The organism is Schaalia georgiae DSM 6843, from assembly GCF_000429245.1.
GTDB classification, from domain to species: Bacteria; Actinomycetota; Actinomycetes; order Actinomycetales; family Actinomycetaceae; genus Pauljensenia; species Pauljensenia georgiae.
The window spans coordinates 44,897-64,691 of sequence record NZ_AUBM01000015.1 but is presented as its reverse complement, the minus strand read 5'-3'; the positions used below and the strand labels follow the sequence as shown (position 1 = coordinate 64,691).

The 19,795-nt window shown below is 69.5% G+C and carries 20 protein-coding genes and 2 pseudogenes; 8 read left to right on the top strand and 14 right to left on the bottom strand.

What is annotated here, in order from left to right:
- Positions 1 to 60: 60 nt before the first annotated feature.
- The 6 genes and pseudogenes from G447_RS11760 to G447_RS0108290 all read left to right on the top strand — a co-directional run bounded on the left by G447_RS11760 (position 61) and on the right by G447_RS0108290 (position 3,387).
- The gene (locus G447_RS11760; RefSeq protein WP_131295723.1) at positions 61 to 1,488 is read left to right on the top strand and encodes an HNH/ENDO VII family nuclease; all 1,428 of its coding nucleotides are present in this window, start codon (positions 61 to 63) and stop codon (positions 1,486 to 1,488) included.
- A 22-nt stretch (positions 1,489 to 1,510) separates the two neighbouring features.
- A pseudogene (locus tag G447_RS0108305) lies at positions 1,511 to 1,867 on the top strand (DUF2185 domain-containing protein); the annotation flags it as partial.
- 204 nt (positions 1,868 to 2,071) lie between these two features.
- Positions 2,072 to 2,311 (top strand): hypothetical protein, encoded by a 240-nt coding sequence (locus G447_RS11365; RefSeq protein ID WP_131295721.1) that lies wholly within the window; start codon positions 2,072 to 2,074, stop codon positions 2,309 to 2,311.
- A gap of 21 nt (positions 2,312 to 2,332) precedes the next feature.
- The gene (locus tag G447_RS12655; RefSeq protein ID WP_243442342.1) at positions 2,333 to 2,539 is read left to right on the top strand and encodes a hypothetical protein; all 207 of its coding nucleotides are present in this window, start codon (positions 2,333 to 2,335) and stop codon (positions 2,537 to 2,539) included.
- A gap of 4 nt (positions 2,540 to 2,543) precedes the next feature.
- Positions 2,544 to 2,729, top strand: a pseudogene (locus tag G447_RS12650) (DUF6301 family protein); the annotation flags it as partial.
- Between the two features lie 160 nt (positions 2,730 to 2,889).
- On the top strand, positions 2,890 to 3,387 hold the full coding sequence (locus G447_RS0108290; protein ID WP_026430709.1) for a hypothetical protein: 498 nt from the start codon (positions 2,890 to 2,892) through the stop codon (positions 3,385 to 3,387).
- A gap of 39 nt (positions 3,388 to 3,426) precedes the next feature.
- Here G447_RS0108290 and G447_RS0108285 read toward each other — a convergent pair whose 3' ends face one another.
- From G447_RS0108285 to glgA, 7 genes are all read right to left on the bottom strand, one after another.
- Positions 3,427 to 4,101 (bottom strand): histidine phosphatase family protein, encoded by a 675-nt coding sequence (locus tag G447_RS0108285; RefSeq protein ID WP_026430708.1) that lies wholly within the window; start codon positions 4,099 to 4,101, stop codon positions 3,427 to 3,429.
- Positions 4,098 to 7,055, bottom strand: coding sequence for a bifunctional [glutamine synthetase] adenylyltransferase/[glutamine synthetase]-adenylyl-L-tyrosine phosphorylase (locus G447_RS0108280; protein ID WP_131295719.1), 2,958 nt, complete (start codon positions 7,053 to 7,055; stop codon positions 4,098 to 4,100). Before G447_RS0108280 ends, G447_RS0108285 begins: the two co-directional genes overlap by 4 nt.
- The gene (locus tag G447_RS0108275; RefSeq protein WP_026430706.1) at positions 7,055 to 8,392 is read right to left on the bottom strand and encodes a glutamine synthetase family protein; all 1,338 of its coding nucleotides are present in this window, start codon (positions 8,390 to 8,392) and stop codon (positions 7,055 to 7,057) included. The genes G447_RS0108280 and G447_RS0108275 overlap by 1 nt, the downstream gene beginning before the upstream one ends.
- Before the next feature lie 78 nt (positions 8,393 to 8,470).
- Entirely contained in the window at positions 8,471 to 9,418 is a 948-nt protein-coding gene (locus G447_RS0108270; RefSeq protein ID WP_005871637.1) for an SPFH domain-containing protein, read from the bottom strand.
- Between the two features lie 16 nt (positions 9,419 to 9,434).
- Positions 9,435 to 9,872: an NfeD family protein gene (locus G447_RS0108265; RefSeq protein WP_005871639.1), complete on the bottom strand. Its 438-nt coding sequence runs from the start codon at positions 9,870 to 9,872 to the stop codon at positions 9,435 to 9,437.
- Positions 9,873 to 9,894: 22 nt separating this feature from the next.
- Entirely contained in the window at positions 9,895 to 10,689 is a 795-nt protein-coding gene (locus G447_RS0108260; protein WP_026430705.1) for an ABC transporter ATP-binding protein, read from the bottom strand.
- 9 nt (positions 10,690 to 10,698) lie between these two features.
- Positions 10,699 to 11,922: a glycogen synthase gene (gene glgA / locus G447_RS0108255; protein ID WP_005871652.1), complete on the bottom strand. Its 1,224-nt coding sequence runs from the start codon at positions 11,920 to 11,922 to the stop codon at positions 10,699 to 10,701.
- A 167-nt stretch (positions 11,923 to 12,089) separates the two neighbouring features.
- Here glgA and G447_RS0108250 point away from each other — a divergent pair, with 167 nt between their 5' ends.
- Positions 12,090 to 13,328 carry a glucose-1-phosphate adenylyltransferase gene (locus G447_RS0108250; RefSeq protein ID WP_026430704.1) on the top strand — a complete coding sequence of 413 codons (1,239 nt, stop codon included), beginning with the start codon at positions 12,090 to 12,092 and terminating at the stop codon, positions 13,326 to 13,328.
- The gene (gene serB, locus G447_RS0108245) at positions 13,325 to 14,008 is read left to right on the top strand and encodes a phosphoserine phosphatase SerB (protein WP_026430703.1); all 684 of its coding nucleotides are present in this window, start codon (positions 13,325 to 13,327) and stop codon (positions 14,006 to 14,008) included. Before G447_RS0108250 ends, serB begins: the two co-directional genes overlap by 4 nt.
- Before the next feature lie 14 nt (positions 14,009 to 14,022).
- Here serB and G447_RS0108240 read toward each other — a convergent pair whose 3' ends face one another.
- From G447_RS0108240 to G447_RS0108210, 7 genes are read right to left on the bottom strand one after another with little or no spacing between them, the layout of a single operon-like run.
- Complete coding sequence (locus G447_RS0108240) at positions 14,023 to 14,562, bottom strand: NUDIX hydrolase (RefSeq protein ID WP_005871657.1); 540 nt, start codon at positions 14,560 to 14,562, stop codon at positions 14,023 to 14,025.
- Entirely contained in the window at positions 14,559 to 15,845 is a 1,287-nt protein-coding gene (locus G447_RS0108235; protein ID WP_026430702.1) for a PrsW family intramembrane metalloprotease, read from the bottom strand. The genes G447_RS0108240 and G447_RS0108235 overlap by 4 nt, the downstream gene beginning before the upstream one ends.
- 1 nt (position 15,846) lies before the next feature.
- On the bottom strand, positions 15,847 to 16,470 hold the full coding sequence (locus G447_RS0108230; RefSeq protein ID WP_026430701.1) for a hypothetical protein: 624 nt from the start codon (positions 16,468 to 16,470) through the stop codon (positions 15,847 to 15,849).
- On the bottom strand, positions 16,467 to 17,639 hold the full coding sequence (locus G447_RS0108225) for a glycosyltransferase family 4 protein (RefSeq protein ID WP_026430700.1): 1,173 nt from the start codon (positions 17,637 to 17,639) through the stop codon (positions 16,467 to 16,469). Before G447_RS0108225 ends, G447_RS0108230 begins: the two co-directional genes overlap by 4 nt.
- Positions 17,636 to 18,562: a phosphatidylinositol mannoside acyltransferase gene (locus G447_RS0108220; protein ID WP_026430699.1), complete on the bottom strand. Its 927-nt coding sequence runs from the start codon at positions 18,560 to 18,562 to the stop codon at positions 17,636 to 17,638. The genes G447_RS0108225 and G447_RS0108220 overlap by 4 nt, the downstream gene beginning before the upstream one ends.
- Positions 18,559 to 19,188, bottom strand: a complete 630-nt coding sequence (gene pgsA, locus G447_RS0108215; RefSeq protein WP_026430698.1) for a phosphatidylinositol phosphate synthase — start codon at positions 19,186 to 19,188, stop codon at positions 18,559 to 18,561. Before pgsA ends, G447_RS0108220 begins: the two co-directional genes overlap by 4 nt.
- A gap of 3 nt (positions 19,189 to 19,191) precedes the next feature.
- Positions 19,192 to 19,794, bottom strand: a complete 603-nt coding sequence (locus tag G447_RS0108210; protein WP_034476799.1) for an HIT family protein — start codon at positions 19,792 to 19,794, stop codon at positions 19,192 to 19,194.
- Between the last annotated feature and the right edge of the window lies 1 nt (position 19,795).

The following is a 19,795-nucleotide window of genomic DNA, read 5'->3' as shown; positions in this document are numbered from 1 at the left end:
CCGCATGCAGGCCACCGAGGACGCCATCAGCGACGACATGAAACACATCGGAGACCAACTGTGAGCGCCACAGAAACCCTGGACACCAGGCCCAGCACGGGAGCAGGCGACTCCCCCTCCCTTTCGTCATCTTCTCCGTCGTCTTCGAATCCCCTGGTGGCGGGGCGGGAGGAGTCGCGGTCGGCGGTGTCGGGGTCGGGCGTGGTCGAGGACATCTGGGGCATCACCCACGGCCTGTCGCAGGGGTCGTGGTTGGAGACCGGGCTGTCGTCACTGTCCCTGGCCGCCGACGCGGTGGGCGTGGGCGCCGACCCTCTGGGAACCCTGATCGCGTGGGGGGCGGGGTGGCTGATCGACCACTTCGGACCCCTGAAGTCGTGGATGGACGAGCTGCTGGGGGATGCGGACAGTGTGCGCGCCGACGCGGCCACGTGGTCCAACGTCGCCCAGGCCATGGGCGAGTGCGCCGACACCCTCGAGGGCGACGAGCGGAACCTCATGGGCGAGCAGGTGGACGCCACCGCCGACGCCTACCGCGCCTCCAATGCGGACACGGTGTGCGCTTTGCGCGCCGCCTCGGGAGCGGCCGACGCCATGGGCAGGGCCACCAGCGTCCTGGCCGAAGTGGTGGGACTGGTCCACGACCTGCTGCGCGACGCCATCAGCGCGATCGTGGGGACCCTGGCCTCGGCCATCATCGAGGCCATCGCCACCTGCGGCTTGGCCATCCCCCTCATCATCGCCCAAGTCCAAGTCAAAGTCGGCGCCAAAGCCACACAGATGGCCGCCCACATCACCGGGGTGCTCAAGTCCGCGCGCACCCTGGGCCACAACCTCACCCACCTGTCCGGCCTGCTCGACATGCTCCGCGGCATGCTCACCCGCGCCAAGAACACCGCGGCCAACGCGGCCCACATGTTCACCGGCGCCAAACCCGCAGCAGCAGCAGCGGCGGGCGGGGCCACCCCGCACGGGCCCATCACCGGCACCACCGCCCACACAGGCACAAGAACCAGCCACGCCACCCACCACACACCACCGGCCCCCGACACCCCAACCCCAACCCCGGACATCCCACCCACCACACCAAAACCACGAAGGAGGCGAAAACTGTCAACCGACAGAAATCCGCACGGTAGCTATGTGGATGAAGAGGGCACTCCGCACATACACCCTGACGATCCGCGTCCATTTCTGAAATCGAGGCCGTCCTATGCGAAAGACCAAGCGCTTCAGGTCTGGGAGGAAGCCGCTCAGGGTGGAACGACGGTAACCGACGTCGCGGGACGAACTATCGTCTGGAAGCCGGGAGAACCACGCCTCGGCGTCTGGGACATGGGCCACAAGCCGGGTCACAAATATCACGACACGTGGCTTAAGTATGTCAACGGAGAACTCAGCCCTGCCGAGTTTGCAGAAAAGTACCGTAATCCAAACTACTATCGCGTGGAACATTATAAGACTAACCGTGGACACGAATTTGAATGAATGATATAATCAACAAAACAAGTGTTGCGAGGACCAGGGAGAAGTGATGAATACTATTGACTACATTCCCCGCGCTGGCGGATGCGTCGTATCGAAGAATGTGATAAACAAGGTCGCGCCTGTGCGCTGGATGGTGCGGCACGAGCCTTTGAACCCGATGGACAACGGATGGAGGGTGTTTTCCGATATAGACACGGAAGAGTTTATTGCCGATTCGCAGAACATGACTGTCGTCGACTACAACACCTTATGCGACATTGAGCCCGCATGCATTCCCGTATTCGCTCTGCCGGTGGGCTCCGATGTCCAGCTCGTCATTGACGACGAAGGTCGGAGACGGTGGTTCGACTCGAACAGTGGCGATGAGCTATTTTTCTAATGTGCGCCAGACGTGTCAGGATCAACGCGTGTGAGTCGGTGGTGGCGTAGAGCGCAAGCAGTTTCCTGGCCGATAGAGCTTGGACGCAGGGTGCCGTCCGTCTTTGAGCGCGTGGGATCGCGCTGAAACAACACGAGGCCAAGGGCGGCCCCAACGCCCAAATGGGTCATGCCCGCAACATTCTGCCCGATGGGAGCAAGGGGGGTGTTGGAGCAGGGTACGGGGGCGTATTTGAACCGCATCGCCCGCCAGGACAAGAACTTCCTCCAACTGCTGCGCGACAACCCCGACTTGTGGGAGCGGATCAAGAGCGGGCAGGTCACGCTCAACAACGTCGTGTGCAAGACACCCACCGCCGACCTGTCCCTGATCGAGCGCACCACCGAGGCCTTCACCCTGGAGCCGGAAACCATCAAAGCACTTGACGCCAAAATCAACCCCTGACACGAAAGACCAAGCCACACCATGAGCACCGAGTTCAAAGCCGTCACACCCCAACGCGCCGTCGAAATCATGAAGGCGTGGGCCTACCACCCCTGGCCCATCACCTTCGACGAGGGCACCCGGATCTACACCAGCCTCGGCATGAGAGGGGATCCCGAGGAGCCGCGCTTCTTCTACTCGGATCTCGCCGAAACAGAGGCAGACTCCTCCTTCATAGTCAGGGACTGACGGTATCAGCAGCTGCCAGGTCCGCCTGTCCAACTGGCTCCCCGAGGAGCACTGGGAGCACTCGCGCCCCCGGGCCCGCGCCTACTACGAAAGTTTCGTCCGGGCGTTTCACGAAGTACTGGGCGATACTCGCGACTCGGAAGAGGGGGAAGACTACTCCTCGTCCCTCTGGATTGCCAACGAGCGGGTCAGCGTGTCCCTCGAAGGAATGCCCACGCTTATCCTACTCACAGTAGAGTCCCCCCAGCAGACCGAATACACACTCGACGAGCTCGAGGCTGAGGAGAACGGTGAGGAGATCGGCGCCGACTACTTCTAACACACGTCGGCCCAGGAGGGAGGCAGGAGTAATGACCAGGTACGTCATTAGGACCGTGGACAACAAGTACGGGACATCGGACGGGTACACGTCCCCCCAGACGCCCGAGTCCATCGCCGAGGAGATGCGCACGTGCTTGACCGCTCCGCGCTACTTGGACGGGTTCGAGTGTTTCTGCATTGTGGTGTGGCCGCTGCCGGACGGGGTGAGCGATCCGACGAATATGCCGCGCAGGTCCCAGGGGTTGACGGACTGCATCCAGTGCGGCGGATCCACGCGCGCCATGTCCGTGGAGATCCGCGCCACCCACCAGGACGGCTCCTACCAGCACTGGGCAGTCGCGCGCGAGCCCATCGCCGACCCCGACAAGTGGGTGAGCATCGAATGGGAGGGGCCACTTGGCTCCTTCGCGATCCACGTCCACCCCGAAGAAGTCTTCACCGGCGACCAAGCCGCGCCCGTCTTCCGTGACTACATCGCAGGCGGCGCACTCCCACCCAGCGAACTACTGCGCCCCCTCGACATCTGAAACCCGCAGGATACGGCCGACGTCCTCCGACGAAGGGGCTCAGGCACCCCACTCCCCCACGGGCCGGTCGTTCCAGGTGAGGGCGTGGAGCCCGCCCACCAGGTCGTCGGCGGTCGCGGGGGCGAAGTCCGGGGCCCACTCCATGACGACGGTGCCCGTATTGCTCACGAAGTGCGTATTGACCAGCGCCTCGTCGAGGTTGTCCGCCAGCGCCGTGGACAGCAGGCGGGTGAGGGCGCCGTGGACGACGAAGACGACGACGGCCCCGGGACCGTGCTCGGCCCGGGCGCCCAGGGCGATGGAGTGCACTGCACCGAGGGAGCGCGCTAGGGCCTCGCGCCCGCTCTCGCCCCCGGGCATGCGCGCCGCAAGGTCGCCGGCGCACCACCGCAGGATGGTGCGCACGTAGGTCACCTGGGAGCACACGTCCGAGGCCATCTCCACGTCCCCGCTGCGCAGCTCCCGGATGCCCGGGTGCACCACGGGCACCAGCCCGTACTCGCGCGCCAGGGGCGCGGCGGTCTGCCGCGTGCGCGTCAGGCCCGACACGGCGATCACGTTCGGGGGGCCGCAGACCTCGGACTCCCATCGCGCTGCCAGCCGCTCGGCCTGCTCGCGGCCCTCGGCGGTCAGCGGCACCCCGGGCCGAACGGTGTCGAGGGCCCCCGCCGTGTTGGCGGAGGTCTGTCCGTGGCGGACGAGGACTATTCTCATGAATCCGACTCCCAGAAAACGTGTTCCATCACTGCGCGGGCGCGGCGGGCGCCCTGGCGCCACCGCTCCTCAAGGGCGCCCTCGCTACCGCTCGGGTACCCGAGGATGCGGGCCAGGGGGGCCAGGTCCCTGGCGTCGCGTCCCAGGATATCGAGTTTGTCCCCCGTCATCCTCCCCGAGGCCAGCGCGTTGCCCGCCCGGATCCGTGACGCCAGCTCCCACGCCCCGAGCAGGGTGTCGGCGTCCTCGTCGCTGAGCAGCCCGGCGTCGTGGGCCGCGCCGATGGCCGCGCGCGTGCCCGTGACCCTAAGGGCGGTGCAGTCGCGCGCGTGGCGCAGTTGGAGGAGTTGGATGGTCCACTCCACGTCGGCGAGGCCGCCCGGCCCCAGTTTGACGTGAAGGGCGGGGTCCGCCCCCCTGGGGAGGCGCTCGGCCTCCATGCGGGCCTTGAGGAGGCGGATTTCGCGCAGCGCCGCACCGTCGGGCGCGGGACCGTAGCGGACCGGGTCGATGACCTCCAGGTAGGCGTCGGCCAGGGGGCCGGAGCCGATCGGCCTGGCGCGCAACAGCGCCTGGCGCTCCCACGGGGACGACCACGAGCAGAAGTAGTCGGCGTAAGCGCCCAGGGACCGGCTCATCGGGCCGTTCCTGCCCTCGGGGCGCAGCCCCAGGTCCACGGAGACGCCCATCTGGGGACCCGGCGCCCCCAGCAATTCCCGCACGCGCCCGACCACGGCCAGGGCCGAGGCCGCAGCCTCCTCCTCGTTGGCCCCGGGAGCGGCCCGGTGGACGGCGACGACGTCCGCATCGGAGGCGAAGGAGGACTCCCGCCCCCCGTAGCGGCCCATGGCGACCAGGAGCACGTGGGCTCGTGCCCTCCCCCACCGTTCCTCCTCGTCTCTCTCGGCGATGCGCAGGGCGCCCAGCAGCGCGGCGTCCGTGGCGTCCGACACGGCACTGGAGGCGGGGTCCACGCCCCCCACCAGTTGGGCGGCCGCGGCGCGCGTGAGCTCGCGGGAGCGCACGGCCCGCACCCTGTCGGCCGCCTCCTCGGCTCCCGGGTGCCGTTCCACCAGCGCCAGGGTCTCCTTGACGAGGGCGCCGCGGGGACGGGCCTCCAGTTCCGCGTCGTCGTCCAGCCAGGCCACTGCCTCGGGCCGGGTGGACAGTGCTTCAGCGATCCACCGGGAGTTGGGCAGCATCGACATGAGGCGCGAGGCCGCGGCCCCGGAGTCGCGCAACAGCGCGAGGTACCAGTGGGAGTCCCCGATCTGTTCCGACAGGGCCCGGAAGTTCAGCAGCCCCATGTCCGGGTCCGCGCCGTCGGCAAGCCACGAGATGAGCACGGGCAGCAGGTGCCGTTGGATCGTGGCGCGCCTGCTGGTCCCCTTCGTGAGCGCCCCGATGTGGGACAGGGCGGCCGCCGGTGCCGCGTAGCCGATGGCGGCGAGGCGGTCGCGCGCGCCCTCGTCCCCCAGAACCGCGTCCCGGGCGCTCAGCCCCGCGGTGGCCGCCACGATCGGGCGGTAGAACACGTCCTCGTGGAGGGCGCGCACACGCGAGCGCACGCGGGCGATCTCCTCGCCGATCCCCTGGGCGCCGGGCCACCGGCCGGGGTCGAGGGCGCGGCCGAGCGCACGCAGCTCCGCCTCGCGCACGGGGACCAGGTGCGTGCGGCGCATCCTGGGCAGTTGGGCGCGGTGCTCGACGGCGCGCAGGAAGGCGTAGCAGTCGCAGAGCTCGGCGGCATCCGCGCGCCCGATGTACCCTCCCCGCGCGAGCGCGCCGATGGCCTCGGTGGTGCCCCGCACCCGCAGGGCCCCGTCGGTGCGCCCGTGGACCAGTTGGAGCAGCTGCACGGTGAACTCCACGTCGCGCAGGCCCCCGCGTCCGAGTTTGATCTCCTGGTCGGCCCTGGCCCCCCTCACGGACTCCTCCACGCGGGTGCGCATCCGGCGCGCTGCGTCGACGAAGCCGTCGCGCGTGGCCGCCGACCACACGAAGGGGGCGGCCGCCTCCTCGAAACGGCGCCCCAGATCCGTGTCCCCGGCTGCTGCCCGCGCTTTGAGGAGCGCTTGGAACTCCCAGGTCTGCGCCCATTTGCGCCAGTACGCCACATAGGAGTCGATGGTGCGCACCAGTGCCCCGTCGCGCCCTTCGGGCCGCAGGTTCGCGTCCACCGTCCACAGGGGGGCCTCGGCGCCGGGGCCCGAGCAGGCCGCCGCCGCCAGGGACGCGAGCCTGGCCGCACGGGAGGCGGCCTCCTGCTCCGTCAGACAGTCGGTGGCCTCTGTGGCGTAGACTACATCCACGTCGGAAATGTAGTTGAGCTCCTGGGCGCCCGTCTTGCCCATTGCGATGACGGCGAGGGGCACCTCAGCGCCCGGGTCCGCGTCCCGCCTGGCCAGGGCGAGCGCCGCCTCCAACGAGGCGTCGGCCAGTTCGGCCAGCCTGCGCCCCACCCCGGGCACGGCGGCGGGGGCGTCCTCGCTGGTCAGATCGTCGGCCGCGATGCCCAGCTGGACGCGCCTGTACGCCCTGCGCAGGTCGTCGGCTCCCGTGCCCTCAGCGGCGACGAGGCGCCCCGCGACCGGGCCCACGGAATGCGCCCCGACGGCACCGAGCACTTCGGCGCGCGCGTCGCGGGCGGGCTCCCACAAAGCGCCCAGGGCGCCCGGGCGCGCGATCAGGTACTCCCCTAGCCACGCCGAGGCGCCCAGCACCGCGCACAGGCGCACCAGGCGCCCGTCCGCCCCGGCGGCCGCATCGGCGACGGCGGCGGGGGCGGCCTCGAAAAGGCGCGTGGCCAGGAGCAGCATCTGGTCGGGGTCCGCGCACCGCCTCGCGCCCCGGGCCCACGCGCCCTCCGGGCCCGGCAGGCCCGCCAGGAGCGCCGAGGCCCGCTCCGGGTCCCGCACTCCGAGCCGGCGCAGGTGCGCCCCCGTCAGCGGCATCAGTGGACCTTGAGGAACTGCCGCAGCTCCTGGACGGTGATCTGGCGCCGGTACTCGCGCCACTCATTGAGCTTGTTGCGGATCACGAAGTCGAAGACCTCCTCGCCCAGTGCTGCGGCCACCAGCTCGGAGGAGCGCATGGCGGCGACGGCCTGGGACAAGGAATCCGGCAGCGCGTGGATGCCCATTACCTGCCGCTCCCGGTCCGACAGGTCCCACACGTTGTCCTCCGCCTCCGGGGCCAGCTCCATGCGCTTGGCGATCCCGTCCAGGCCGGCGGCGATGAGGCACGCCAGTGCCAGGTAGGGGTTCGCGCTGGGGTCGGGGGCGCGGTACTCGATGCGCGCGGCCCTGCGCTTGTTGGGTTTGTAGAGGGGGACGCGGACCAGCGCCGAGCGGTTCAAGTGCCCCCAGCACACGTAGGAGGGCGCCTCGCCCCCGCCCCACAGGCGCTTGTAGGAGTTCACGTGCTGGTTGGTGATCGCCGCGATCTCGCCCGCGTGGGCCAGCAGGCCCGCGATGAACCGCCGTCCCGTCTCCGACAGCTGGTAGCGGCCAGTCGGCGCGTGGAAGGCGTTCTCGTCCCCCTCGAAGAGGGACAGGTGGGTGTGCATCCCGGAGCCGGGGTGGTCGATGAACGGCTTGGGCATGAAGGTCGCCATGAGGTCCTCCCCCAACGCGACCTCCTCGATAATGGTCCTGGCCGTCATGATGTTGTCGGCGGCGCGCACGGGGTCGACGGCGCGCAGGTCGATCTCGTTCTGCCCCGGGCCGCCCTCGTGGTGGCTGAACTCCACGGGAATGCCCATGTCCTCCAGGATGCGCACGGCGCGGCGGCGGAAGTTGTTCGACGTGCCCCGCACGACGTGGTCGAAGTACCCGGCGTTGTCGACGGGCACCATGCGCTCGACGGACACCGGCTGGCGCAGCAGGTAGAACTCGATCTCCGGGTGGACCATCACCGTGAAGCCGAGCTCCTGGGCGCGCGCCACCTGCCGGGCCAGCACCCCGCGGGGGTCCGAGGCGGCCTGCCTCCCGTCGGGCGTGTGCACGTCGCAGAACATGCGGGCCACGCGGTCGTCGTCGCCCCCCACCGAGGGGAGCAGCTGGAAGGTCGAGGCGTCGGGGCGCAGCAGCATGTCCGACTCGCAGACGCGGGTCAGGCCCTGTACCGCGGAGCCGTCGAAACCGATTCCCTCGTGGAAGGCGTCCTCGAGCTCGCCCGGGTCGATGGACACGGATTTGAGCACGCCCGCCACATCCGTGAACCAGAGCCGGATGAAGCGGATGTCCTTCTCGGCGACTTCCTGCAGGACGTGTTCTTGTGAGCGGTCCACGCTGCTCCTGTCCGATGGCGGGCGGATACGACTGGGCGGGAGCCGCGCACACGGCCGCCCCCGCCCAGTCTACTCCGGCTACCTGCCGCTGAAGCCCTTCGAAATGGCGTCGAGGGCCCCCGTGAGGTCGGAGGGGAGCACCCACACCTTCGAGGCCTGGCCGTCGGCGATCTTCGGCAGCATCTCCAGGTACTTGTAGGAGAGCAGCGCAGGGCTGGCCCCGCCGGTATTGATGGCGGCGAAGACCGTGGTGATGGCCTCCGCCTCGCCCTGGGCGCGCAGGATCTGGGACTGCCGGGAGCCCTCGGCCCGCAGGATCTGGGCGTCCTTGTCGCCGCGGGCCTGCAGGACCTGCGCCTCCTGCTGGGCGGAGGCAGCCAGGACGGCGGCCTGCTTGGCGCCCTCGGCGCGCTTGATCTGCGCCTCCCTCTCGGCCTCGGCGGAGAGAATGGTGGCGCGCTTGGTGCGCTCAGCAGTGATCTGCTGCTCCATGGCGGCCAGCACCCGCGGCGGCGGCTCGATGGACTTCAGCTCCACGCGGGTGACGCGGATGCCCCACGTGCCCGTCGCCTCGTCGAGGACGCCGCGCAGCTGCTTGTTGATGGAGTCGCGGCTGGTCTGGGTCTGCTCCAGGTCCAGGGAGCCGATCAGGTTGCGCAGCGTGGTGGCGGTGAGCTGCTCGATGGCCTGGATGAAGTTCGCGACCTCGTAGGTGGCGTTGCGCGGGTCAGTGATCTGGTAGTAGATGACCGAGTCGATGGAGACCATCGCCTGGTCGGCGGTGATGACCGACTGCGGTGGGAAGTTGGCCACTTGCTCACGCAGGTCGATGCGCGAGGCCACCCGGTCGACGAAGGGCACCAGTACGTGGAAGCCGCCGTAGAGCACTGCTTGGAAGCGCCCGAGGCGCTCGATGACGTAGGCCTGGGACTGGGGGACGATCCGCACGGAGCGGACCAGGGTGATGACGATTAATATGAAAAGCAGTACCAGAATGAATGCCGTTATCGGCAAACCGTATGACATTGTGCCTTTCTTCCTTTCAGTAGGGTTCCGTTGAGGGCGCGACGATGGCTGTGGCGCCATCGATTCCGATGATGACGACTGGGGCGCCCTCCGGGATCGTGCCCGCCTGGCTCCGCGCGCTCCACTCCGCGCCCCGCAAGCGGGCGCGCCCGTCTCGGACAGTGATCGTGGACAGGGCGTACCCGCCCGCTCCGACGAGGGCGTCCGTGTTGGTACGCACGTCCGGAGTGGACTGGTACAGGCGGCCCTTGAGGAAGGGGCGAACGGCCATGAGCAGCACGACTGACACGACTGCGAAAACGCCGACCTGAGGGTAGGCGCCGCCGCCCGCAGCGGCGACGACCGCCCCGGCCAGCGCCCCCACGCCGAGCATGAGGAACACGAAGCTGACGGAGAGCACCTCGATGATGCCGCAGGCCACTGCGACGACCACCCAGAGCCATACCGGATCCATGACTATCCCTCCTGATTCGTATTCAGTCCTGGGGCGAGGCGGCCCTGGCCCACCATCGCCCGTCCGCCATTCCAGCCAGCAGCGGCAGGGAGAACGCCTCGGACAGGACGACGCCCGTCAGCGTGTCGGCGATGGACCCCTGCGCGATCATCGCACCACCGCGCATCACCGCGCAATGCGTGATGCCGGTGGGGATCTCCTCGATCTGGTGGGTGACCAGGACGACCTGCGGGGAGCGCTTGCCCGCGATGATCTCGTCGAGGGCCGACACCAGCGTCTCGCGGGCGCCCAGATCGAGGCCGGCAGTCGGCTCGTCGAGGATGAGTACCTCCGGGTCGCTCATCAGGGCGCGGGCGAGTTGCACGCGCTGGGCCTCGCCCTCCGACAGGGAGCCGAAGGGGTGGTCCGCCAGGTGCGAGACCCCGAAAGCCGCCATCAGATCGCGGGCCCTCTCCTCGTCCTGGCCCTCGTAGTGCTCGTGGTGGGCGACGTGGACGCCCCACGCGGCGGAGCGGACCGTGTCGAAGGCGCTCTGAGCGCCGCGGATCCTCGACGCGACCGCCGACGAAGCGAGGCTGATCCGCGTCCCGAGCTCGGCGGGGTCGATCCGGTCGACGGGGGCCCCGCCGAGGGCGATGGACCCGGAGGTGAGCGCGACGCGGGCGCAAGCGGCCCGCACCAGGGTAGTCTTGCCCGCACCATTGGGACCCAGGACCACCCAGTGCTCGCCGTCACGGGTCTGCCAGGTCACGTCCTCGAGGATCCGGCGCTCCCCACGGACTACTGTTGCACGGTCAAACGATAGGACGTCGGTCATGTCGTAAGCCTAGACCAGCCTCTTGTAGAGCTCCACGGTCTTCGCGCCGATGGCCTCCCAGGAGAAATGGCTCCTCGCCCGCTCGAGGCCCGCCTGGCCCATGCGGCGCGCCATCGCCGGGTCGTCGAGGACCTTGATGAGGCGCTCGGCCATCGCCTGCTCGAAGGCCTCCGGGTCCAGCGGCGTCCCAGTCCCGTCGGTCTTCTGGTCGATGGGCACCAGGTACCCGGTCTCGCCGTCGACGATGACGTCCGGGATCCCGCCGGTCGCAGTGCCCACGACGGGCAGGCCCAGTGCCATGGCCTCGAGGTTGACGATGCCGAGGGGCTCGTAGACGGACGGCGTGATGAACACGTCGGCGGCGTCCAGGATCGCGGCGACCTCGGGTTGGGGCAGCATCTCCGTAATGAGGACCACTCCAGAGCGCTTCTCCTTGAGCTCGGCGACCAGGCCGTCGACCTCGGCCGCGATCTCCTTCGTGTCGGGGGCGCCCGCGCACAGGACGAGCTGCACGTCGTCGGGCAGTTCGCGCGCCGCCCGCAGGAAGTAGGGCAGCCCCTTCTGACGGGTGATGCGGCCGACGAAGACGACGGTGCGCTTGGACGGGTCAATGCCGTGCTCGGCCAGGACGCGCGCCTGGAGCTCCTCGCCCTGCGGCCCCACCGGGGCGTGCCACTTCGACAGGTCGATGCCGTTGTGGATGACGTGGACGCTATCGGGCTCGACGCGCGGGTAGCAGCGCAGGATGTCCTCGCGCATACCCCGGGAGACTGCGACGATGGCGGCGGCGGACTCGTACGCCGTCTTCTCGACGAAGGACGAAAGGCGGTACCCCCCGCCCAACTGCTCGGCCTTCCACGGGCGCAGCGGCTCCAGCGAGTGGGCCGAGACGACGTGCGGGATACCGCCCAGCAGTGATGCGACGTGCCCCGCGAAGTTCGCGTACCAGGTGTGCGAGTGGACCAGGTCCGCCCCCGTGCACGCGGACGCGATCTGCAAGTCGACCCCCAGCGTCGCCAGGGCCGGGTTCGCGCCCTCCAGCTGGGGCAGGTTGTCGAAACCGGTCACGCCCGGGTCGGCGCCGTCGGTGCCGGGCTGGCGGGGGCCGTCGAACGCGTGGACGCGCAGGTCGTCCACGAGCGGGCGCAGCACCTTGGCCAATTCGAGCACGTGCACGCCGGCTCCGCCGTACACGTGGGGTGGGTATTCGCGGGTGAGCAGATCGACGCGCATGGCATGTCCTTCCGGCGGTGACCACAGTGGTGAGGCCAGACTACCGAATCGAAAAGCGGAACGGCGCATTTTGAGATAGAAGCACACAGCTTCACATCGTGTACTACCATGTGAGAACCCCCACGGATGCAAAGGGGCTCCGTATCAACCGACATAGAGGTGGCCACATGGCGAAAAACCACGTTCTAGCAATAGTCCTGGCGGGCGGCGAGGGGAAGAGGCTCATGCCCCTGACCGAGGTGAGGGCGAAACCCGCGGTCCCCTTCGGCGGCCACTTCCGGCTAATCGACTTCGCGCTGTCGAACCTCGTGAACTCCGGCTACCTCAAGACCGTTGTCCTCACGCAGTACAAGTCCCATTCGCTCGACCGCCACATCACCAAGACCTGGTACACGATCCCTCTGCTGGGCGACTTCATCGCCCCCGTGCCCGCCCAGCAGCGCCGCGGCCCCCACTGGTTCCTGGGCAGCGCGGACGCCATCTACCAGTCGCTGAACATCGTCGACGACGAGCAGCCCGAGTACATCGTCATCATCGGCGCGGACAACATCTACCGTATGGACTTCTCCCAGATGGTCCAGCACCACATCGACTCGGGCCTGCCCGCGACGGTGGCCGGCATCCGCCAGCCCATCGAACTGGCGCCCGCGCTGGGCGTCATCGATGGCGAGGGCGGACGGATCAAGAAGTTCCTGGAGAAGCCCAAGCACGCCGAGGGCCTGCCCGACGACCCCACCAAGGTGCTGGCCTCCATGGGCAACTACGTGTTCACCACGAAGGACCTGGTGGCCGCCCTGCGCGAGGACGCGAAGGACCCCGACTCCAAGCACGACATGGGCGGGAACATCATCCCGTGGTTCGTGGAGCGCGGCGAGTGCGGCGTCTACGACTTCCAGGACAACGACGTGCCCGGATCCACCGACCGCGACCGCGACTACTGGCGCGACGTGGGCACCCTGGACGCCTACTACGAGGCGAACATGGATCTGATCAGCGTCCACCCGGTGTTCAACCTGTACAACCGCGACTGGCCGACCATGACCCTGATCAACGGCTCCCTGCCACCGGCGAAGTTCGTCTACGCGGACGAGGACGGGCGCGTGGGCGTCGCCACCGACTCCTTCGTCTCGCCCGGCGTCATCGTCTCGGGCGGGTCGGTCAAGCGCTCGATCCTGTCCCCGGGGACGTACGTGCACTCGTGGGCGGAGGTCAGCGACTCGGTGGTCATGAACGGCTGCCGCATCGGGCGGCACACGAAGGTCGTCAAGACGATCCTCGACAAGAACGTCGTCGTCGAGGAGGGCGCCATCGTGGGCATCGACTTGGCCCATGACCGCGAACGCGGCTTCACCGTCACCGAGTCGGGGATCACCGTCGTCCCCAAGGGCACGGTCGTCACCAAGTGAGTCCGACAGCCACCGGGCCGGGGCTCCCCCAGTTCTTCGCGGACGGGGGCCCCGGCCTGGTCGTCACCGACGTCGACTCCACGCTGATCGAGCAGGAGGTCATCGAGGAGCTCGCGGCCGCGGCGGGGGCCCGCGAGGCCGTCGCCCGGATCACGGCGCGGGCCATGAACGGCGAGCTCGATTTCGCCCACTCCCTGCGCCAACGGGTGGCGGCCCTGGCGGGGCTCCCCCTGTCCGTGTGCGCCCGTGTGGCCGGGCGCGTCACCGTGACCCGGGGCGCGCGCGAGCTCATCGGCGCTGTTCACCGCGCCGGGGGCCGTTTCGGAGTGGTGTCGGGGGGGTTCGTCGAGGTCGTCGAGCCCCTGGCGCGCTCCCTGGGCATCGACTTCCACGCGGCGAACCGCCTGGAGGCGTCGGACGGGGTCCTCACCGGCAGGGTCGCGGGCCGGATCGTGACCGCGGAAGTCAAGACCGCGTGCCTGCGCCGGTGGGCGGCTCAGTGCTCGGTCCCCCTTTCGCGGACCGTCGCTATCGGAGACGGCGCCAACGACGTTCCCATGATGCGCGAGGCGGGGGTCGGCATCGCGTTCTGCGCGAAGCCCGCCGTGCGCCGACTGGTGGCCCACCAGTTGAACGAGCCCCGGCTCGACGCACTGATCGCCCCCCTGGGGCTCGCCTAGCGGCCCCAGCGGTCTCAGGGCTCGCGCGCCCCGGTCAACGAGATGAGGCGGCCGTCCCAGCCGTCGCGCCATTCGCGAGCGAGCCCCACGAGCTGGCGCGGGTAGACCTCGGCGGCGCCGCCGAGGTCCTCCAACTCGTCCAAGTCCCACCACTTGAGCCCATCGAGGACTTCTTTCTCCAGGTCCGTCCACCCCTCGCGGCTCACCTCGGCGCACTCCGTGCGGGCAACGAAGAACCACTCGTCCTGGCGCGCGGTGACGGCGGCGAAGTCGAACTCGGCGGTGCGGTACATGACCGGCCCCACCAGGTCCTCGACGCCCAGGCGTATCCCCGTCTCCTCGCGGACCTCGCGGACGGCCCCCGAGGCCGGATCCTCGCCCTCCTCGATCCCGCCGCCGATGGTGAACCACCACTGGCGCGCCGGGTCGTCCGCGTCGTGACCGATGGCCAGCAGCAGGCGGCCGCGCTCATCGAAAAGGACGACGCGGGCCGCCTGCCTGTGCGGGTAGCCCTCCGAGTCGCGAGGCCAGTCGCCGGGCCCGTCGGCGCTCACTGGGCGCGCCCCACCGCTCCGGCGACGGCGGTCTGGTCGGAGGCGATTGCGGTCAGCCGCAGGAACTCGGCGCGGTGCTCAGCGGCCTGCGCCAGGAGCCTGCGGTCCTCCTCGATGCGGGCGGGGTCGGGCCCCACCCGGGTCATGAGGCTCTGGTCGAGGCCCAGCGACGCCAGCTCGTTCATGAACCTGCGCATGGCCTTGCGGGCCGGAGCCCCCCCGCGGGCCACCCACTTGCGGGCCGCCTTGCGTTTGCCGCGGTCGGTCACCATCGAGACCTCCGCCGGCAGGATCCACCCGGTGCGGACGTAGGGCACCAGGCCCCTCTTGATCGTCTCCGCCTCGCTGTTCGAAGTGCGGATCAGCACAGTGAGCCACGTGCCGAACAACGGGACCTGGATGAACAGGTACATCTTGAGCAGCGTGGACAGCATGCCGTCAGAGCCCATCGAGTTCCACAGCCCGTGCACCAGCATCGCCGCTCCCCAGCCCGCCAGGAACACGAGGATCCGCGACCACGCGTGTTTGGCGCGGATCGCCCCCCACGCCATCGCGACGCCCGTGAGCGAGGTGGCCATCGAGTGGAGGAAGGGGCTGAGCAGGCCGCGCATCACGAAGATCGCCACCAACGATCCCGTTCCGCTGCTGCCGTAGCGGACGAAGTACTGGATGTCCTCGACGAACATGAAGCCGGCCGCGACGATCCCGCCGTAAACGATCCCGTCGAGCAGTGAGTTGATCGACGTGCGCCGCGCCAGAATGATGACGAGCACGCCCAGGCCCTTGAAAGTCTCCTCCACCACGGGGGCGACGAACACCGCGGCGATGGCCTGCGCCTTCTGGGCGTCCCCGATGACCAGGGCAGTGTTCGTCATCAGGGCGGTGTTAATGATCATGGAGGACACGGTCGCGACGCCCCCGCCCCACAGGAAGGCGATGATCTTCATCTTCAGCGGCTCCGGCTCCCACCGGTCGATGAAGACCATGGCGGACATGACGATGAGCAGCGGCACCACGGCGATCAGGGTCATCACCGCAGTGGTGAGGCCGTCGGCGTCCATGGCGTAGACCATGAAGTAGACGATGCCGGCGACTCCGATGACCACCATGACGATCTCGAACCACGGGACCACCCTAACGGCCTTGGGCGTCTGCCAGATGGGCGCGGCATTGTCCGGGGAGGGCGCGTCCACGTGGATCTCCGCACGGGAACCGGTGCGGTTGATCCGGCTCAGGCGGTAGTCCTCACCGGGACCACCCCACTTCACGACTGCTTCGGTCATGTCAGTATCCTCGTCCGTCGTAGCGAGTGTCATCGTCGAAATCTATGGGCTCGGGCTCGGGGGCGTGCCCGGCCAGGTGGAAGACGCGTACCAGTGCGGTGCCGCGCAGGGAACGGACCTGGGTGACGTCCGTGTTGTGCGCCGAGCGCGCCAACTGGATGCGGTAGCACGTGGCGTCAAGGGCCTCCAGGCGTGCCCGCGCGGGCTCACGGGCCGCGAGCTGCCGGCGGGTGTCGTCGTCCAGGGTGTCGCGGATCGCGCGCGACAGTGCCGACGCCTTCTCCAGGCACCTGCGCACGTCCACGGGGTCGGAGGCGGGTGCGGCGCCGGAGCGCCGGTCGAGTCCGTCACAGCTGAGTTGGTCCGCCGAATCGGCGACCGAGGCGTTGGCGACCTCGGTGAGGCAGGTGCCCGCCCGCGCGCCCAGAGCGTCCTCGCGCGCGAGCAGCAGCGTCTCGGAGGCGCGGCGCACGAGCAGGCGGGACAGGGCGTCCCGATTGGCGAGTATGCGCTGGTGGAGGCGGTCGAGCCTTCTGGCGCCCATCACGCACAGGTAGGCCACGACGGCGGCGAGCACCACCACGACCACTGCGATGACGACGAGGTGCGTCTGGAGGTAGATCATCGGCTTTCCTCCCCTCTGCCGCGGATGAGGTTGCGGGCGCTGCGGCTCCCAGAGGCCGCCGGGCTGCCCGTGTCGATGGCGAGCTTGTACACCTCGTAGACCTTGTCGGCCACGACCTCCCAGTCGTACTGGAGGCTGGCCGCCTCCCCTGCCCTGGCGATCGTCTCCAGCCGCTGCGGATCGCCGAGCAGCGCGATCAGCTCGTCGGCCAGTGACTCGGCGCTGCCCGTCTCGAAGAGGGCGCCGAATCGCCCGTCGCCCAGCACGGCGCGGAACGCCTCGATACTGGAGGCGACGACGGCGGTGCCGGCGGCCATCGCCTCGACGAGGACGATCCCGAAGGACTCGCCGCCCGTCTGGGGGGCCACGTAGGCGCTGGCGCCCGCCAGCAGTGATTCCTTCTCGGGATCGCTGATGCCGCCCAGGAACTGGACGCTGTCGCCGAAGCGGGCGAGTCCGGAGCGGATCGCCTCCGCCTCGCCGCGTCCGGCGATGAGGAACCGCGCGCCAGGGATGGCCTCGAGCACGCGGGGGATGGCGCCGGCGAAGACTGGCAGGCCTTTGCGGGGCTCGTCGAGGCGCCCCAGGAAGACGACCACGGGGGCGCCGTCGCGGGCGCGCCACGGCTCGATGGGCTCTGCGCCGCGGAAGGAGGCCGTGTCCACGCCGTTGGGGATGATGACCGCGTCCCCTCCGTGGTGCTCGATGAGGGTGCGCCGTGCCTCGCTGGACACGGCGATCCGCACGGCGATCCGCTCCATGTAGGGGCGCATGGGCGCCGAGGCGATCGACCGCGACAGCGAGCGCGTGAGGGCAGCGTGGAACGTGGCGACCAGGGGGGCGCCCGACAGGATCGTGGCGGCCATGGACACCGAGGGGACAACCGGCTCGTGCACGTGGACGACATCGAAGTCCCCGTCGGCCAGCCACCTGCGGGTGCGGGCGAAGGCGGCGGGGTTGATCGAGATGTTGGCGACCGAGCCGTTGAAGGGGACTGAGACCGACGACCCGGCGCTGGTGACCCACTCCGGCAGACCGGAGGAGCTGGAGGGGCTGAGCACCCGCACATCGTGCCCGCGGCTGCGCAATTTGAGCGCCAGGTCGCGGATGTGGAAGCCCACTCCCCCAGGGACGTCCCACGAGTAGGGGTTGACGATGCCGATCCTCATTCCCCTGACCCCCTGCTCCGGTGGGCCGCGCGCGCGCGTGCGAGGCGCTCGGGGTCGAGGTCCTCGGTGTAGACCTTCTGCATCATGTGCCAGTCCTCGGGCTTCTTGGCGAGCATCCCCGTGAAGGCGTCCACCCACGCCTGGGTGAGCGCTTCGACTTCGTTCGCGCCCCTGCCCGATGCGGCCGTAATGGGGCCGACGGCCTCGACGCGCACGGAGGCGACGGGCGCATCCTCGTCCCCGTAGAACACGCACACGGCGTACAGGGGGCGCGAGAGCCTGTGGGCGAGGGCGGCGGGACCCGCTGCCACGAGGGCGCGGTGCCCCGCGAAGTCGACCTCGATCCCGGCTCCTGAGATGTCCCGGTCGGCCAGCAGCGGCACGATGACTGAGCGCCCCCTTACGCGCTCGACCAGGGTGTCGAAGACGGACTCGCCCTTGCCCACGCCGATGATCTCCATGCCCACGCCCTCGCGCAGCCGCACGAAGGAGTCGAACAGGGAGGGCGGTTCCACCCGTTCGGCGACGGTGACGACGGTGCGCCCGTGCGCGCAGACCCACGCCCCGGCCCGGTCCCATGATCCGGAGTGCCCGAGCGCGAGGACCACGGGGCCGTCCTCGGACGCCGCTTTGATGCGGTCGAAGTCCTCGAAGACGACACCCTCCAGTAGCGGCGCCCCCTTCGGGGAGCCGAGCATGAGCTGCTCGGCGTAGTTGCGGATGTGGGATTCGACGGCCCGCACCACCAGCGCCTGGTCGGGCTCCCCCCCGGTGAGGCGGCGCAGGTTGGAGCGCAACTGGTCCACATTGGCCCCGCCCCGGCGCGCCGCCAGCCGGGCGCCCGCCCGGGCCGCGGAGAGCACCCACCCCAACGGGAGGCGGGGGGCCAGGGCGAACGCCACCGACAGGGCGGAGAACCTCATGCGCCCTCCACCTCGTCGATGTGCCGCGCCGTGTACCACACGCGCTGCCCGACGGTGATGAACGAGGCCACCGCCACCCACGTCAGCCCCGCGACGAAGACCCACGCGCTGGCGCCCAGGTCCATGATCATCGCGGAGCCCATGGCGATGATGAGCCTATCGGTGCGCTCGGCGATACCGAGTTTCGCGATCACGCCGACGGACTCGGCGCGGGCGCGCGCGTAGGGGACGGCGGCGGCCCCGACGATGGAGGCGAGGCCCGCGACGACCGCCCACGTGCGGGCGGTCCCCTCCTCCATGTGGAAGACCGCGTAGTAGGTGAGGGAGGAGAAGACCGCGCCGTCGCCGAGGCGGTCCAGGGTCGAGTCGAAGAAGGCGCCGAAGCGGGTGCCGCCCGTCGTCATCCTGGCCAGGGTGCCGTCGACGGAGTCCCCGAACATAATGACCGCCAACGCGGTCCCGCCCTGCCAGATCCACCCCTGGGCGACGACGCCGAAGGCGACCGCGATCGTCGCAGCGGTGCCGAAGGCGGTCACCATGTTGGGGGTGACGCCCGCTTTGGCGAGGAGCCTGGCCAGCGGTGTGAAAACGGCCCTTGGGATGGAGCGCCCGTAGTTGCCCAGCATATGTCAGTCCTCCTGGTCCCACGCGGCGGCGAGGGCAGATCGCGCGTCCTCGAGCAGCTCAGGGACGGCCTTGGTGCGGGCGATGATCGGCAGGAAGTTCGCGTCGCCCGACCAGCGGGGCACGATGTGCTGGTGGAGGTGGGCGGCGATGCCCGCGCCTGCGACCTCGCCCTGGTTCATGCCCAGGTTGAAGCCGTGGGGGCCCGAGACTCGGCGCAGGAGGCGCATGGCGGTGGCGGTGAGCTCCCCCAACTCCACCCGCTCCCGGCCGGTGAGCTCCGTGTAGTCGGAGACATGGCGGTACGGGCACACCAGCAGGTGGCCGGAATTGTAAGGGAAGAGATTCATGACCACGAAGCACTCGCTCCCCCGGTGGACGATGAGTCCGTCGGCGTCCTCCTTGCCGGGGGCGGCGCAGAACGGGCACTCGCCACGGGAACCGTCGGCGGGCTTGCCCTCACCGTGGATGTACGCCATCCGGTACGGCGTCCAGAAGCGGTTGAAGGCGTCGGGGACGCCCGCCAGGGACCGGGAGTCCTCGGTGGGAAGCGGCGCTCCCGCCCCGAGGGGGCCCGCGCTGGTCGGTACCGGGGTCTGCTCGCTCATG

Bases quoted from the DNA above. Each gene is read 5' to 3' on its own strand.
- G447_RS12655 (WP_243442342.1), top strand. From the start codon at position 2,333: ATGAGCACCGAGTTCAAAGCCGTCACACCCCAACGCGCCGTCGAAATC.
- G447_RS0108290 (WP_026430709.1), top strand. From the start codon at position 2,890: ATGACCAGGTACGTCATTAGGACCGTGGACAACAAGTACGGGACATCG.
- G447_RS0108285 (WP_026430708.1), bottom strand. From the start codon at position 4,101: ATGAGAATAGTCCTCGTCCGCCACGGACAGACCTCCGCCAACACGGCG.
- G447_RS0108280 (WP_131295719.1), bottom strand. From the start codon at position 7,055: ATGCCGCTGACGGGGGCGCACCTGCGCCGGCTCGGAGTGCGGGACCCG.
- G447_RS0108270 (WP_005871637.1), bottom strand. From the start codon at position 9,418: ATGTCATACGGTTTGCCGATAACGGCATTCATTCTGGTACTGCTTTTC.
- G447_RS0108265 (WP_005871639.1), bottom strand. From the start codon at position 9,872: ATGGATCCGGTATGGCTCTGGGTGGTCGTCGCAGTGGCCTGCGGCATC.
- G447_RS0108260 (WP_026430705.1), bottom strand. From the start codon at position 10,689: ATGACCGACGTCCTATCGTTTGACCGTGCAACAGTAGTCCGTGGGGAG.
- glgA (WP_005871652.1), bottom strand. From the start codon at position 11,922: ATGCGCGTCGATCTGCTCACCCGCGAATACCCACCCCACGTGTACGGC.
- G447_RS0108250 (WP_026430704.1), top strand. From the start codon at position 12,090: ATGGCGAAAAACCACGTTCTAGCAATAGTCCTGGCGGGCGGCGAGGGG.
- G447_RS0108235 (WP_026430702.1), bottom strand. From the start codon at position 15,845: ATGACCGAAGCAGTCGTGAAGTGGGGTGGTCCCGGTGAGGACTACCGC.
- G447_RS0108230 (WP_026430701.1), bottom strand. From the start codon at position 16,470: ATGATCTACCTCCAGACGCACCTCGTCGTCATCGCAGTGGTCGTGGTG.
- G447_RS0108225 (WP_026430700.1), bottom strand. From the start codon at position 17,639: ATGAGGATCGGCATCGTCAACCCCTACTCGTGGGACGTCCCTGGGGGA.
- G447_RS0108220 (WP_026430699.1), bottom strand. From the start codon at position 18,562: ATGAGGTTCTCCGCCCTGTCGGTGGCGTTCGCCCTGGCCCCCCGCCTC.
- pgsA (WP_026430698.1), bottom strand. From the start codon at position 19,188: ATGCTGGGCAACTACGGGCGCTCCATCCCAAGGGCCGTTTTCACACCG.
- G447_RS0108210 (WP_034476799.1), bottom strand. From the start codon at position 19,794: ATGAGCGAGCAGACCCCGGTACCGACCAGCGCGGGCCCCCTCGGGGCG.